General features: G+C 42.2%; 12 protein-coding genes. 7 read left to right on the forward strand and 5 right to left on the reverse strand.

Annotation, left to right across the window (positions count from 1 at the left end; genetic code table 11):
- Positions 1-365: 365 nt before the first annotated feature.
- The 3 genes from LU361_RS17790 (at position 366) to LU361_RS17800 (ending at position 5,476) form a co-directional block, all read left to right on the forward strand.
- The gene (locus tag LU361_RS17790; protein WP_233090412.1) at positions 366-1,829 is read left to right on the forward strand and encodes a coniferyl aldehyde dehydrogenase; all 1,464 of its coding nucleotides are present in this window, start codon (positions 366-368) and stop codon (positions 1,827-1,829) included.
- Between the two features lie 9 nt (positions 1,830-1,838).
- Entirely contained in the window at positions 1,839-3,452 is a 1,614-nt protein-coding gene (locus tag LU361_RS17795; protein ID WP_233090413.1) for a GMC oxidoreductase, read from the forward strand.
- Between the two features lie 119 nt (positions 3,453-3,571).
- Positions 3,572-5,476, forward strand: coding sequence for an acyl-CoA synthetase (locus LU361_RS17800; protein WP_233090415.1), 1,905 nt, complete (start codon positions 3,572-3,574; stop codon positions 5,474-5,476).
- A gap of 267 nt (positions 5,477-5,743) precedes the next feature.
- On the opposite strand, the gene LU361_RS17805 is transcribed toward LU361_RS17800, so the two are convergent.
- The 3 genes from LU361_RS17805 to LU361_RS17815 all read right to left on the reverse strand — a co-directional run bounded on the left by LU361_RS17805 (position 5,744) and on the right by LU361_RS17815 (position 9,386).
- The gene (locus tag LU361_RS17805; RefSeq protein ID WP_233090417.1) at positions 5,744-5,959 is read right to left on the reverse strand and encodes an IS66 family transposase; all 216 of its coding nucleotides are present in this window, start codon (positions 5,957-5,959) and stop codon (positions 5,744-5,746) included.
- A gap of 304 nt (positions 5,960-6,263) precedes the next feature.
- Positions 6,264-7,601, reverse strand: a complete 1,338-nt coding sequence (locus LU361_RS17810; protein ID WP_233090419.1) for a DUF1329 domain-containing protein — start codon at positions 7,599-7,601, stop codon at positions 6,264-6,266.
- Positions 7,602-7,625: 24 nt separating this feature from the next.
- Positions 7,626-9,386 (reverse strand): DUF1302 domain-containing protein, encoded by a 1,761-nt coding sequence (locus LU361_RS17815; RefSeq protein WP_233090421.1) that lies wholly within the window; start codon positions 9,384-9,386, stop codon positions 7,626-7,628.
- Positions 9,387-10,124: 738 nt separating this feature from the next.
- Between LU361_RS17815 and LU361_RS17820 the strand changes: the two genes are divergently transcribed.
- Positions 10,125-11,171: an AraC family transcriptional regulator gene (locus LU361_RS17820; RefSeq protein ID WP_233090422.1), complete on the forward strand. Its 1,047-nt coding sequence runs from the start codon at positions 10,125-10,127 to the stop codon at positions 11,169-11,171.
- A gap of 13 nt (positions 11,172-11,184) precedes the next feature.
- On the opposite strand, the gene LU361_RS17825 is transcribed toward LU361_RS17820, so the two are convergent.
- A complete protein-coding gene (locus tag LU361_RS17825; protein ID WP_233090423.1) occupies positions 11,185-12,198 on the reverse strand; it encodes an AraC family transcriptional regulator in 1,014 nt (337 codons plus the stop codon).
- A gap of 223 nt (positions 12,199-12,421) precedes the next feature.
- Between LU361_RS17825 and LU361_RS17830 the strand changes: the two genes are divergently transcribed.
- From LU361_RS17830 to LU361_RS17840, 3 genes are all read left to right on the forward strand, one after another.
- Entirely contained in the window at positions 12,422-13,270 is an 849-nt protein-coding gene (locus tag LU361_RS17830) for a TauD/TfdA dioxygenase family protein (protein ID WP_233090425.1), read from the forward strand.
- Positions 13,271-13,315: 45 nt separating this feature from the next.
- Entirely contained in the window at positions 13,316-13,600 is a 285-nt protein-coding gene (locus LU361_RS17835) for an SCP2 sterol-binding domain-containing protein (protein WP_233090426.1), read from the forward strand.
- Between the two features lie 152 nt (positions 13,601-13,752).
- On the forward strand, positions 13,753-14,724 hold the full coding sequence (locus tag LU361_RS17840; RefSeq protein ID WP_233090428.1) for a fumarylacetoacetate hydrolase family protein: 972 nt from the start codon (positions 13,753-13,755) through the stop codon (positions 14,722-14,724).
- Between the two features lie 194 nt (positions 14,725-14,918).
- Here the strand turns inward: LU361_RS17840 and LU361_RS17845 are convergent, their stop codons facing one another.
- Positions 14,919-15,788 (reverse strand): enoyl-CoA hydratase-related protein, encoded by an 870-nt coding sequence (locus tag LU361_RS17845; protein WP_233090430.1) that lies wholly within the window; start codon positions 15,786-15,788, stop codon positions 14,919-14,921.
- Positions 15,789-15,844: the final 56 nt, after the last annotated feature.

The raw sequence follows: 15,844 nt of genomic DNA on the forward strand, positions 1-15,844 counted from the left end.
ATGGGTTCCCATTGATTGAATAATGGCACTTCTCTATAGGCTGCCTTTCTTAGCAATATATTTTAGAAGCACATAAGAATCAAATGGTTATCTTCAGCGGGGCCTTTGTGTAATACACACTCATTCATTTAATGTTGTGGAGGTTTTTCTATGGCGCTGTGTTGAATACCCATGACCATATCAGTGAGACTTATGGATTTTGTGCAGTATCTGGCCACATGTTTTTCTTCGCAGTGTCAGTTCTGCATAGACAAGACAAAGATGGTTATTAGATTTTTTTTAAACACTTGGAAAATTTATTCATTTCTACGTTTGTTGCATCTTTATTAGTCTTGGAGAACATAATAAAAACCTAGGAGAGTCTCGTGACAGAAGCTAAAGGTCATATCTTGGATGTGGCATCGAAGTTCCACTATCTTGATGCCCTACTCGAAAAGCAGAAAGCAGCCTTTCTCAAAATGCCTATGCCGGCGGCTGACCAAAGAATTAAAAACCTAGATCTTTTGCATAACGCTCTGATTAATTACAAGGATAGATTGATCCTTTCAATCAGTAATGATTTTGGCAATCGAAGTGAATCCGAAACTCTATTAGCAGAAGTGATCCCGTTACTTGAAGGGATTGCTTATAACCGTAAGCGACTGAAAAAGTGGATGAGGCCGCAGAAAAGGCATGTGCCTCTTACTTTGCTGCCTGCTTCTGTGAGCGTGCTTTATCAGCCGTTGGGTGTTGTTGGTATAGTCGTTCCGTGGAACTTTCCGTTGTTTCTTGGATTATCTCCTTTGATTGGTGCGCTCTCAGCAGGTAACAGAGCGATCATCAAAACTTCAGAATTTGCGCCCCAAACCTCTGCCGTAATCAAAGAAATGCTAGAGACTATTTTTTCGGAAGAAGAAGTGGCTGTAGTCGAAGGTGATGTAGATGTGAGCCAGGCTTTTACAAAGTTGCCATTTGATCATCTTCTCTTTACAGGGGCAGTTCCAGTTGGGCGAATGGTTATGAAAGCTGCGGCAGAAAACCTTACACCTGTGACTCTTGAGCTTGGTGGCAAGTCTCCAGCCATCGTTCATAAAGACTTTCCAATGAGCGAAGCAGCTAAGCGCCTGGTTTTTGGTAAGTGTTTCAATGCTGGACAGATCTGTGTTTCCCCAGATTATATTCTCTGCCAAAGAGACAGGGTTAATGAATTTGCTGATGAATTCAGTAAGGCTGTTTCAAACAGTTACCCTACGATGAAAACAAACGATGATTACACTTCCATCATCAATGATCGTCAGTATCAACGTTTGCAGGATTACCTTCGTGATGCAGAAGAAAAAGGGGCCCGTCTGGTAACTATCAATCCTGCAGGTGAGTCATTTGAGGGTAGTGGAAAAATGCCCGTAACAATGGTCTTGAACTGTACCGAAGATATGCTGGTCGTGAAGGAAGAAATCTTTGGCCCAATTCTGCCAATTCTGCCCTATGACGAAGTTGATACCGCTATTGAATATGTAAACTCTCGTCCGCGGCCCTTGGCGCTTTATTACTTTGATTGGGATAAAAAGCGTGCTGATAACGTTCTGAAGAGAACCCACTCGGGGGGCGTGTGCGTCAACGATACGTTAAGTCATGTTGGTGCAGATGATATTCCATTTGGTGGAGTGGGTGATTCAGGGATGGGGCATTACCACGGCAAAGAAGGTTTCCTTACTTTTAGTAAAGCAAAAGGGATTGTCCGAAAAGGCAAGCTCAACGTTACTGAATATGTAGCACCGCCCTGGGGTAACGGCATGTATAAGCTCCTCATGCAATTTATGTGGCTTCGTTTTAGAAAGAAAAAAGTCTGAGGTGATGTCATGCTGCTATCAGAGAAGCTTAGAGATGAGTATGACTATGTAATCATTGGAAGTGGGTTTGGCGGTTCGGTTAGTGCTTATCGTCTAACGCAGAAGGGCTATAAAGTTCTCGTTATCGAGAAAGGCAAGCAGTACCACGCTCATAACATGCCTGAAAGTAACCGCGATCTAAAACGGTGGATTTGGGCACCTGCAATAGGCTTGCAGGGAATTATGAAAATGACCTTCTTTAGGCATGTAATGGCTCTCTCAGGAGTGGGGGTTGGCGGCGGTTCATTGGTTTATGGTGCAACATTACCCACGCCAAAACCGCAATATTTTGAAACAGGATCGTGGGCTGGTCTCAAGGATTGGCAAGAGGCTCTAAAACCTCATTACGCAACTGCTTTGAAAATGCTCGGTGCAACAAATAACCCTCATCTAACTGAAGCAGATTTGGTGATGCAGAAGCTTTCCAAGAAATTGGGCAGAGAAGAGGAGTTTTCTACCGCCAGAGCGGGTATTTTCTTTTCAGAACCTGGCGAAGAGGGCAATGTTGTTGATGACCCTTATTTCGGAGGAAAAGGGCCTGCGCGTAAAGGTTGTATCGAGTGTGGAGGATGCCTTTCTGGCTGTAGGCATAATGCCAAAAACTCCTTAGATAAAAACTATTTATATCTTGCCCGTCAGGCGGGCGCCGATATTATTGCTCAGACGGAAGTTGTCGACGTAAGTCCCATTGGCACTGGGGGCGGTGAGCAGGGCTATACAATTAAAACTCGCCCGTTATTGGGAAATGATAAATCTTATCCAGCTATATGGACAAAGGGTGTAATTTTCTCTGGCGGGGTTTTGGGTACGGTGCCTCTGTTACTCAAGCTCAAAGCATCAGGCTCCTTATCCCGTTTGTCTGAGCGAGTGGGTTTTGATATCAGAACTAACAGTGAAACCTTAACCGCTGTTACATCTGCTAATGAAGACGCTGATTTTGCTCAGGGAATAGGGATAGGTTCTATCCTCAATACGGATGATCACAGTCACGTAGAGCCTATCAATTACAGCCCAAAATCTGATTTTTGGCGTTGGATTCTGACACCTCAAACTATTGCAAAAACGTTCCCAGGTAGGATGGCGCAGCTGGCCAAAGCTTTGGTTACAGAGCCTCGTCAATACATGAAACACCTGTTCAGCAAGAATTGGGGTAAGCGTACCTTTTACCTTCTCTTTATGCAGCACCTCGATGGCACTTTGACGATGAAAAGAAATCGTTTGGGCTTTGTCACTACAGGTTTGGGGGAGGGTGCTGCACCGAGCTGCTACATCCCTGAGTCTCAGCGTATTTCTGAATCTGTCAGTGAATTAGTTAATGGCCGTATTACCCGACCTGCGAATGAAGCTTTTTTAGGTGCGCCTTCTACCGCTCATGTTTTAGGAGGTGCCGTTATTGGAGAAGACGCTTCCAAGGGCGTTATCGACGAGCATAACCGTGTCTTTGGATATCAGAATATGTATGTCTGTGATGGTGCAGCGATATCAGCTAATCCAGGTGTTAATCCGTCTCTTAGCATTACGGCCTTAACGGAATGGGCTATGAGCCACATACCTAAAAAAGAATTATCGCAGATACCAAATTAACCGGTGGAAGTTAAACATAAAAATTTAGAGGTACATGTAGCCTCCACTTCATTAGTTTAAGCCAGTTAAAAAAATAAAAAACTCAGGCTGCATTACTAGTCTGAGAAATAGGTAAACACATGGAAAATTTTAAGTCCCTAGATCAAGTATTAGATTTTGAACGTACCCCTCTGGCAGAGCGAAATATGCCAGGCACACCTTATGAAATTTTCCGCACAAGTGCGGCAGCTTTCAGAGAATTGGATGCTCTAGAGTTTTTTTTTGATGCGAGACAGTTCGAACAGAGTGTGACGTTCAGCTATCAAGAGCTTTTCGAAAACATTAACCGTGCAGCAAATATGTTCCGCTCAAAAGGATTAGGGCGTTCTGATGTGGTGGCTTTTATTCTTCCCAATTTGCCAGATACTCACTATGTAATCTGGGGAGGGGAAGCATCCGGAGTTGTACTTAGCCTCAATCCGTTGCTAGAAAAAGAGCAATTATCAGCGCTTATGACCAGCGCCAAAGTAAAATGGGTTGTTACTTTAGCGCCATTTCCTGGTTCCGATCTTTGGCAAAAGGTTGTTCATTCCTGTCAGGAAAATTCACAGCTCGCCGGTGTTTTTCAAGTTAATCTTCTGGCTTACCTTCAAGGTAAACCTTCATTTTCGAACCCAGATGAAGACAGTTTGATTCCATGTGATGAGCTTTCAGTTCCCGTGTACGATTTCCATAAAGAGATGGCCAAACACAGTGCTAAGGAGCTTGAGTTCACTGCTCCTATGCCAGATGATTTTGCCTCATGTTTCTGTACCGGCGGGACAACTGGTCTGCCTAAAATCGCTAAACGAAGCCATCAAGCCGAAGTCTACAATGCTTGGGCTTTGACCAAAATGTTCCAGTCAACTTTCACAGAAAATAAGAGTATTTTCTGTGGGCTGCCACTGTTTCATGTCAATGGACAGATTCTTACAGGCCTTACCCCTTGGCTCACTGGTGGCAAAGTTATACTGGGCACACCTCAAGGTTACCGTTCACCTGAATTGGTCCCCAATTTTTGGAAAATTGTTGAACATTACCGTGTATCACTCTTCTCAGGCGTTCCTACGCTCTATGCGAATCTTGTGAAAGTACCTGTTCATGATCTGGATATTTCTTCACTGGAATCTGCTATCTGCGGCGCAGCTCCCATGCCAAAAGAACTGTTCAATGAGTTTCAGGACGTTACCGGGGTTTCAATAATTGAAGGATACGGTTTAACAGAAGGGGTATGTGCCTCGAGTGTAAACCCTGGCTTGGGTGAGAACACTATCGGATCAATTGGTCTACGTCTTCCCTATCAAGATATGCGTGCTCTAGTGCTCGATGAAAACGGTAGTTACCAGAGGGACGCAGACGTAAACGAAATTGGCAGTATTTGTATTACAGGGCCTAACTTGTTTATGGGTTATATGGAGCCTTCTCATGACAAAGGTGTATGGGTTGATCGTGGTGGCGAACGTTGGCTTAACACGGGTGATTTAGGCAGGCAGGATGATAAAGGCTTTTTCTGGCTAACGGGGCGTAAAAAAGAGTTGATTATCCGGGGAGGCCACAACATTGATCCCAAATCATTGGAAGAGGCTATGCATAAGCACCCAGATGTCAGACTTGCTGCGGCTGTTGCCCGCCCTGATGCCTACGCGGGAGAACTGCCGGTTGTCTATGTTGAACTGAACGAAGGGTCCGATATCTCAGAAGCTAAGTTATTGGAGTTTGCTCAAAGCGAAATTTTCGAAAAAGCAGCTTGGCCAAAAAGTATTACCGTTGTTGAAAAAATACCGGTTACTCCTGTTGGCAAAATCTTTAAGCCTGCTTTATATATGCGAGAAGTAGAGCAGACCGTTCGTGTTGTAGCTGCTCAAGCGGAAGCAATAATTGATCAACTTGACGTTCGTCAGGACGACACGCGTGGTGTTGTTGCACATTTGAAAGTCAAAGAGATTAACGAAGAACTGCAACACCGTCTTAATCAATACACCTTTCAGCATGAACTTAGCAGTTAAACATAATAGCAGTTAAATATAGCTGTTAATCCATCTGGAAAACTAATTACCTATGAGTGTGAGAAGAGCCATCTTTGGAGTTGGCTCTTTTCCTTGTTCATTGTTCATTCCAAATTCCTTCGTAGATGTAATATTCACAAGACTACCGTGAGCCCTGATTACAGTAATCCACAAACCTATCCCACCGATTGTTCAAATACGTTAGTGCCTTACCCAATTTTGTTTTTGGGTAATCGTTGCTTTTCCCGTTTTTTCTTTCTTCTGTCATTATCGAGCGCTTTTAAATTTTCTTCGCGCGTAAGCAACACCCCCCAGCTTAGTCATACAATAGGTAGCGCAGGCTTTTTGATAGCCGTGGTAACCATCGACCACAATCGCTGTGTTGTTGCAATTTAATAACATTAATGGAACGTCTTGGTTGCGGCTTATTGCGTAATGGAAAACGGTGGCAGGTTGCGAGCGGGGTTGTGTTATTGCCCACATTTAATGCTAACTTTGAGTGGGTTTTTCCGGTTCTTTGAGCACCTGAACCCGAGTTTCATCCAGATGCAAACATGAGATTTATAAAGGGTTACTGAATATCTAAAGGTCAGTTAATAAATTAAGATTGAAATCAAATTTATATGTTAACTGAAAAAATGATTTTTTTGGAAAAGAGTGAATTTATTGATTGTAGATGAAAGCAAAGGGCTTTATTTATAGTTAGAAACTCTTACACATGCTTCAAACATATAAAATGTATGAAGCATATAGAGAAAAGATTTGAAATAAAGCCCAGTTTTAAGGGTTAACGTTTACCTGAACGTCGAAGTGCACCCGGTGTGAAATCGCCACGTTTTGATTCTGCACCGAAATTAAAGCCTTCTTTCTCTTCGTTTGTCAGGCCTGTCATAAGCATTCGCCCTGAAATAAGATCATGGAGAGTTTCTGCGGTAAACCAAGGCACATTTGCGTCCGTAAACTGCATTTCATGTGCTTCAGCGACACGCCATAATTTACCTCGGCCATCGTAATGATCAATTACGGCTGCTTGCCAAGTATCTTCATCAATGTAGAAACGGCGTTTATGGTAAACGTGACGCTCATCTTCCTTTAGGGTTGCTTCTACTACCCAAACTCGATGCAGTTCGTAGCGTGTAAATTCTGGGTTCAGGTGACCTTTTTGAATGATCTGCTTATATTTTAGATCTTTTGACGCCAACTGAAATGAATTATAAGGAATGTATAATTCCTGCTTACCTAGTAATTCCCAGTGGTAGCGATCTGGAGCGCCATTGTACATATCAAAGTTATCTGTGGTACGAGTGCTCTCGCTTGCAAACCCAGGACTGTCATACGCTACTTGTGGTGCTCGTCTTACTCTGCGCTGACCTGCATTATATAACCAGGCTGAGCGTGGCTCCGCTACTTGGTCTATTGTCTCATGCACTAGTAGAACATTGCCTGTCATTCGTGCAGGTTCCATTACGCGCTGAAGATAATAAAACAGCATATTGTTATCTTTCTCGGCATCGTAACCTCCTTTTAGATGCTGCGGCCAAGCTAAGCGGTCGTTAATTTTAACTATTGTGTAGTCGCCATTTTTTTTCACTGGCGCTTGGGCAATAATACGTTCGACGCTGCCGCCGCGGTATCGCGTAATATGGTTCCAGATCACCTCCAGGCCACTTTGTGGAATAGGAAAGGGGACTGTTTCTTCAAAATTTATAAGGCCATTACCGCCTTGAACCAGCTCCGCTGTTACTGCATTTTTCTTGGCAAGTTCATAAACCCGTTGCGGATAGGTAGCGGTTCTCTTGGTATCAAAGACACGCATTTTGTGAGAGTCCGGATACTTTTCCAGTAGAGCTAGCTGCCCTAGAGTGAGATTATCTTTATATTGCTGGGCATTGCTTGCTGTAATTTCGAATTTCGGAGATTCCAGCAAGATCGATTCGATATTGGACAGTGGCTCTACATTCCAGCTAGGGATAGTTCCACTGGCATTTCCATTTTTTTCGGCACCAACCGGTGTAAGTTGGGTGCCCAGTTTCATCGCTTCGTCATCTGAAACTTTTGCAATACTGCCTACCGACATAAATGCCAGTGACGTTGCGATTGTGTATGCTGCGATCTTAGTAAACATGCTCTTACCCTTAATAAATTATTGTTAGAATGTGATGCCAGCACTGAGTGCAATGAAGTCGCGGTCGCTAGTTTCATCGAACTCGCCGCCGAAGAAGCGTGTATATGAAATACTTGCGTTGTATTTGGAGATGTAATCAAAGTTCAAGGCAATGCCTAGAGTTTTACGCCCTTCATTAAATTGCGCACCTGGGCTTGGGGAATGGCCTTCAATATCATGTGAGAAAGAAATTACTGGTCTTAAGTCGATACCCGCAAAGGCGTTTGGATAATCGAAGCTTGTACGCAAGCGATAACCCCATGAGAAATCAGTCGTAAAACCGTCGTTATCACCAGCGGGGGCAATGCCGAAGATCGTATTACGACCGTAACGTAGCTCATCGTCCAAGTCGTGAACAAACGAGGTACCAACCTCACCGATGACTGTGATTCGACTAGCCCCTAGAACTTGATCAAAGAAGCCGACAGCGGTTGCTTGTGCTTGCGTTACTTTAAAATCCCTTGTGCCTCTAAGTTCATCGCCTAGTGCAATGTTTCTCAAAGCTTCGTCAAGCGGTGAAAGACCTGAGCTGCCGTCAAAAAGAGTGGCGACTAGTAAGTCGTTACCATTAATTTGAATAGGAAGGTTAGGTCGATAGCTGATTTCACCTGATAGTGCCCAATTACCGACATTGGTCGCCGCGCTCAGACCATACAGTTCGATATCTTCAGGAAAGAAAACGCCATACTCGGCACTTTCAACTGCGTTGGTGAAAAGATTTCGAGTTGCAGGAAAATTTGTAGTGGTTCGATAAGCGCTAACAAAGGGTACCCGGCTATGATAATTCAGATAATACACGCCAAATTCTGTATCTAATTTTTCTGAATAGTAGCGAGCGGCTAAACCGAACTGTCCTGAATCGCTAGCGTCACGGTCTCGTCTTCGCTCTCCAACAGCATCAATAAGAATGTTGGTCGCGTCTGGAACGCTCGCGGCATATGCTAAACCGTTACAGCCATCTGCTGCCCAATCGACCGTAGAAAAATAGGTACCGCATCCCTCAATCTCAGTTTTTTTCCACTGTAATTGATAAAAGCCTTCCAAGCTTAAGTTATCGGTTAAACCTAGTGATCCATAAAGCATGGGTACCGGGAGTAACCCTTCTTTGATTTCGGCACCAGGACGGCGAAAAGCTGAAACATCTACAGGGTTGATACTATTTATACCTCCCCGGATGAAAGTGCTCTCGCCCCAACTGACTACTTGGCTACCAAGGCGAAGATCCAGTGGCATCTCATTCACATCAAAGGAGCCATACACAAATGCATCCAGCAGTAGGACTCCAGAAAACTGAGCTGTTTTAGAGAATTGGTCATCATTCAGCGGTGTGTTTGCTGAGTAATTGTTAGCTATATGACCGTGGGGGCGGTCATTGTCTTCTAGTTCGAAGTCATACCAGTATTTACCTCGAAAGAAAGCACCATAGTTTTGGTATGTGAGTTCGAGATCGTGATTCCCTTTAAAAATTCTAGAAAAAGTATCGCCGCGTTTGAAGTTATTATTACCGTCATCAGCCGTTGTGCTAACGCCAGTACCACCATTACCCGAAGAAATGAATTTTGTATCTTGCGATTCTACTCTCCAGCTGTTGCCGACCGACAACTGAGAACTGAATGTACCTTCAATTTCGCCTATCGAAAAACTTCCTGCATGTAGATTTGGAGTGAATGAAGATGCTGTTAGGGTAAGCGCGGTCGCGCAGCAGTAAAGCCTGGTTCTTCTTTGACTTTTGAATTTGTTGGCCATACGGCCCTCCCGAATAGTTATTTTTATACTTGGAGTACTTGATGACAAAAGAGAAGAGGTATTTTGCTCAAGCTCAACTCAATCATTATTTAATGAAGGCGGCAGGGGTTATTCATTAGACGTCAATCAGTATGCAATACGTGACATTCGGGTATGGAGAATTTTTTTAAGGGGTGCTTTAAATTTTTATGACGGGATAACTGATTACTATTTTTAGTGAAATTTTTAGCTGTTTAATATGCGGGGTGCTCTGTGTATCCTTTGGGTATAGGGTTTGAAAGCTTAGCTTGAAAGGATTATTGTTAATAACTTCAATTCATTGTCAAAAGAGTGAGTCTGTATCTAAGCTGGATTAATTAGTGTTCTTAGCTGAAAATAGACTTACGTTGAATTGTCTCGATCAACCAAAAATAAAAACAAACAATATGATCCAGAGAAATGTGATCCAGAAGTGTGATCCAAAAATGAGTTCTACACACAAAAGCAATCAGGGGTACTTTGGCTTAAAGGTCTATATCGGAGTGGATCGCCAAAGAAAATACTCTTGCAATAATGACCAAATGTGCCTTAACCAATTTAGTGGTGGCTAAACGTCATTTGTTAACGAAATAAGAACAACAAAGAACGTTAATACCGTAAAAATTTCTAAAAAACTTAATGCTAACGAACAATTTTATCGGTAACCGCCTTTCTGACGAGTGTTGTACGAGTCTTTTGATCCGTTAATCAGAGGTTCCTATGTCTTGGAAAGATCTCAACCGTGCAAATATGACGGTTCAAGCAATGATGAATATCTTGGAGCGAGAAGGTTATAATCCCTCCTTATGTTTGAAGGGGACGGGTTTAAGCGTTGAGGATTTATTAAATTCCGAAACAAAAATCGAAGACCAAGTTGAAGTATCCATCATCGAAAAAGCGTTGGATATCCTTCCCGAAAAAGCAGGCTATGGTCTCACTGTAGGTCAATCTTTACGCATTACTAACTTCGGTATTTGGGGGTTTGCTATACTCACAAGTCCTGATGTTCGATCAGCATTTGAAACTATGTCGCGGTACTCTGAAATGTCGATCATGTTGTCAAAAGCTGGTATGGAACAAAAAGGGGATGAGGTGTATTTTGTGCTAAATATGGATCATTTACCTAAAAAAGTTCATGAATTCATGTTTGAAAGATATTACATAATGATCGTAAATTTCCTTAAAGAGATGCTCCCAGATTATCCACTTTCAGAGTTTAAAATCTGCCTCCCTTTTTCAAATTATAACTATGAAAACCAACTCAAAAGCCTAACTGGCTTATGCATTTATTCTCGTCAGAAAAACTATTCCATAGTTGCTAATAAGGCACTATTAGACGCGCCTTTTCCCAAAACGGATCCCCTTGCACATTCTCACTTTATTTCTGAATGCGATGGCATGCTTAAATCACACAAATCCTTGCCTGATTATGCGCAACGGGTTAGAGAATACATAATAAGAGAGAGCATTTTTTCACCGAAGCTAGAAAAAGTAGCAGAATCACTTTGTATCAGTGATCGCACACTGAAGCGACGGTTACAGGAAGAGAGGCACAGCTTCAGTGAGGTCGTTTTGGATACTAAAATGGCCCTTGCTAAGGAACTTCTCGATACCGCCTGCTTGCCGGTGAAAGTGGTCTCTGCAAGATTAGGATACTCAGAACCTTCTAGCTTTATGCGTGCATTTAAAAAATGGTGGGGGGTTTCTCCGGCAAAGGTTAAAGAAATAGGTCAAAGTAAGGAGTGCACCTTAGACAATGGTTATTAGATTGCACCAACACTCATTTTAAACAATGTAGTTTTCTGTATTCACTCGGAACCTGGCCAGTCCACCGTTTAAATGAGCGCGAAAAGTTACTCAGTTGAGAAAAGCCTAATCGAAAACTGATATCGCCTAGGCTCATTTGAGGCTGTTTCAAGTAATCTAAAGCAAGCTCTTTTCTTAGATTGTCGACAATTAATTTAAAACTGGTGTTTTTATCGGACAGTTTCCTTTGCAGAGATCGGGTGCTTTGATTCAGCTTTATCGCTATCTCATTTAATTGAGGTTCGCCTTTATGAAGGCTCTTTAATACGTGTTGTCTTATAAGTATGGTGATGTCTGTTTCCTCCATATCGGCAATATATTCTTCGCATATTCGATCATTGGCACGTGCTAGAGTTAAATTTGCTGACGGCAGTTCAGTATCTACAAGCTCTAAAGGGATATAGAGTGAGGCTCGGGCCTTGTCATATTCTATCGGGCATTTGAACATGTACTCATAGTTGCTTGTATCCGCGGGCTTGTGTCGAGGTAATGTCACCTTATTCAAGAAAAACTCTTGAGGGTAGAGGTGCCGACAAGTAATCACGAGTGACGCTAATACGGCTTCCAACTGGCTATTTTGGACAAGTGATTCAGCGACAGGGTAAAGCTGTAATTCAGCAATATAATTGTTGTCGTCCTCGTGTATTAGAGGGTAGCCAACAGTGCTGAAGATTCGACCGTATTTTTCCAGTCTCTCAAAACATTCCCTTATGCTTTGACTTGCAAGCATACTGTAACCTAACGCATGCCAAGATGTTGGTCGGGCTAAACGAGCGACTTGTAAACCAAAACTTTCATCGCCTGTTAATTCGACAGCCTTCCCCATAAGCTTGGATGATACTTCAAGGGAAATACGAGAATCAGGTTCCTTTAATAAAAGAGGATCAATATCGAGTTCAGCCAGAACCGGGCCTGTATCTATGCCGTTTTTTTCAAGTGCGGCTAACGCGGTTAGAGTCCAGCCCGCTATGGTTGTGGCTGAGTTCATAGAGTATTTACCGATCGGTGTGAAAGTTAAAAGCCAAAATTATTCTTTTCGTTTTAGGCGTTACTTTTTTCTTCATGGTAGCTGTTAAATATTTTCTAGCAACCTTATTTTCTATTAATTATGGCCTGATGTGTCATGTGCCTGGCCTAAGTTGTCATATTGTCAGTGGGGGATTAGTCATATCTTTGAATCATTCTAATAACAATAGAAATTGGAGTCAGATATGACGATTAACGTTATCCCAACCGGTGAAGCATGCGGTGCCTACATTGAAGGCGTTGATTTGACGAAAGAGCTTTCACAAGAGCAGGTCAAAGCTATCCGCAAAGCTTGGAACGAGCATCATGTAATTATTTTTCGCGATCAACCTTTATCAGACGATGACCTTGAGCGGGTGTCATCGTATTTCGGAGACTTAGCCATTGATCCGTTTGTAAAGTCGATTGAAGGTCGTAAGCATATGATTTCAGTCCAGCGTGAAGCAGACGAAACCAGCCCTATTTTTGCCGATATCTGGCATGCCGATTGGAGTTTCAAAGCAGATCCACCTTTTGGTACTTGCCTATTTGGTATTGAGATTCCTCCAGTGGGTGGTGATACGTTATTTGCGAATCAGGTTAAAGCTGTTGCAGAAATGCCTGAGGACTTGCGTGAAAGAGTTGAAGGTAAGGTTGCAATTCATTCCGCAAAAATGGGCTATTCAAAGAAAGGCTCGTACGGAGATAAATTCAAGAGTAAAAGTATGGAGATTGTAGCTTCAGACGAGGCGCTGGAGCATGAAACACATCCTTTCATTATTACTCACCCTGAGAGTGGGAAAGAATCAATTTTTGGATCGGCAATAGCCTACATTATTGGCATTGAAGACATGCCGCAAAAAGACGCTATGGATTTAATCATGGAAGTTCAGCGCTGGCAGGTTCAAGATCAGTTCGTTTATCGCCACAAGTGGGAAAAAAATATGCTTGTGATGTGGGACAACCGTAGTGTATTGCATAAAGCTACTGGCGGGTTCGAAGGGCATCGAAGAGAACTTCACAGAACTACTATTTCAACAAAAAAAGCCAGCTAGAAAACAATCTCTCAGATAATAAATATTACCATTAGAGGTTCTATTATGAATACGCAAGATATTATTAATACTTTTTCTCCAGCTGTTGAAAAATTTGGTGGCTTTCCTTCCCCTGTGAAATTCAAAATTGGTGAGGATTCCGTTATTCATATTCTCGGTAACGAAATAGTTGCAGAAGATAAAGATGCAGAATGTACCATTTCTATGTCAGAAGAAACCTTTTCCCAAGTTGTTTCCGGCGGTATTGATGTTATGGGCGCGGTAATGGAAGGGGATATCACCGTTGAAGGTGATTCAGCAATTGCAATCAGTGTTCAGGGGCTTTTTTAGTCTTATTAAGCTATTAACTTATTGATGTACCGATTTATCATTTCTACCTTGTCTTTTGAGCCAGTTAATCTGGCTCTTTTTTTATTGTGAAGGTGGTATGTCAGTTCTGTTGTCTGTTGCTTGAATAAAGTAATAATTTATTCGGGGGATTTATGCCTATTAAAATTATACGATATAAAAATAAGGCTACTGATTATGTTGGTTGGGCAATATTTGAAGGTGGTATTTATTCTATTGATTGCGAATGTGAAAGTACGCATTCTTTTCTCAATACAGGGCTTCCTGTTGCCCACAAAATGATAAATGATTTATCTGTCTATGAAAAAAACCTGATCTCAGAAAGTGATATAGATATTCTTTCTCCTATTACCGCGCCTTGTAGAATCTTATGCCAAGGTTCTAATTACCCGCAGAGCCGCATCGAGACGGGCATGGACCCTAATGACAAAAGCTTTAACACTCTCTTTCATAAATCTGATGCCAGTATATCTTCGCCTAATGCGGAGATAATAAGTCCGTCTCATGTGCGGCTGCTAGATTACGAAGTCGAGTTGGGAATAGTCATTGGTACAGATATTCATAAAGAAACTACTGTCACCAAAGACAATATACATAAGTTCGTTGCAGGAATTGTTCTTGCTCATGATGTTACGGCCAGGGATATTCAAATCCCTCAAGGTCAGTATTTTAAAGGAAAGAGCTACCGGACATTTTGCCCTTTAGGACCGTATCTTTGCATTCTAAAAAAAGATGAATTCAATTACATCGATAATTTGGAATTAAAGCTCTTTGTGAATGGAGAGCTGAGACAAGCAGATAACAGTAAAAACTTGATTTATTCACCGTTCGAAACGATCACCGAATTGTCTCAGGTAACGAACTTAACGGCTGGTGATTTATTGCTGACTGGATCTCCAGGAGGAGGAGCATTGAAAGTTCCTTCAGGCGCGATCGTAAAGATGTTAGGCCTTCTTCCTGATAAGCTTAAATGGAAAATGTTTATCAATAAGCAGGAAGGAAATGGCAAGTATCTTAAGCATGGAGATGAAGTGATCTCCAGTATTTCGAGTGCGGATGGATATATTGATTTAGGCACGCAGAGAAATCGTGTTAGATTTGATTAAAACTGATTGTTGACCACTACAAAAGGGCACTGTCGGTAATTCGGAATCCACACAAGAAAGCGTTATCTTGAACATCCCCAGTGCGTTTTTATGAGAAAGAGCCAGAAGGCTGAAAGAAATCTTCATTCAGCCAGCGCTTAATAAGAATACCGAATTTATTGATAAGCAAACGCTTTATTCAATTATTCATCTATTCAGTTATTGAACTTTGGCGGTCTCTTCTCAAGAACGGCTGCAATTGCTTCGCGAGCTTCTTCAGCACAGAGAGCTTCGTAGAAACGATCAATCTCCTCATTAATTACATTATTTACCAAGTCAGCCTGTGATTTCTTCAACATTTCTTTTGTTTTAAGTAACGACTTGTATGGAAGGGCCAGTAGCCTGTCTGCATAATGAGTTGCGTGTTGCAAAACATCTTCTGACGAAACCACGCCATTAACAAGACCAAGTTCTTTTGCCTGATCGGGACCAATAAAATCGCCCAACGCTAATAGCTCAAATGTATGTCGATGACCCAGTCGCTGAGGAAGTAGAAGACTGGAGCCACCCTCAGGCACTACGCCTAACTTAACGAATGGGTAGCTAAATTTAGTATCAGCATCACAAAACACAAGATCACAATGGAGCAGCATTGTTGCGCCAATACCAATGGCCAATCCATTGACCGCTGCAATGATCGGTTTTGGGAAAGAAGAAATTGCCAATAAGAAATCACGTGCACCATTCATGATATTTGCTTGGTCAGGAGCAGCAGCAAAATCTCGCAAATCATTTCCTGCACAAAAAACTTCTTCGCCGTGGAGGATGACCAACTTTATAGATGAACAAGATTTAGCGTACTCAAGTTCGCCAGTAAGATCGGTATACATTTGAAAGCCGATGGCATTTTTACTTTTCGGCTTATTAAAAGTTATGGTCAGAACCTCCCCAACCTGTTCAGAGAGTATCGCTTTAATATTCATTACTAATTCCATTAAGTATTTGCTAATAGAATCTAACTCCAGCAAAAACTTTTCAGCCAATTCATTTTGTTCGCAGCCCATAAGAAATATATCTATTGGCATTCGCTGATGACATAAAACGATAATTGTTTTAACGCCTCCGTACAGTTAACGACAGA

Source organism: Sessilibacter corallicola, assembly GCF_021290925.1.
GTDB classification, from domain to species: Bacteria; Pseudomonadota; Gammaproteobacteria; order Pseudomonadales; family Cellvibrionaceae; genus Sessilibacter; species Sessilibacter corallicola.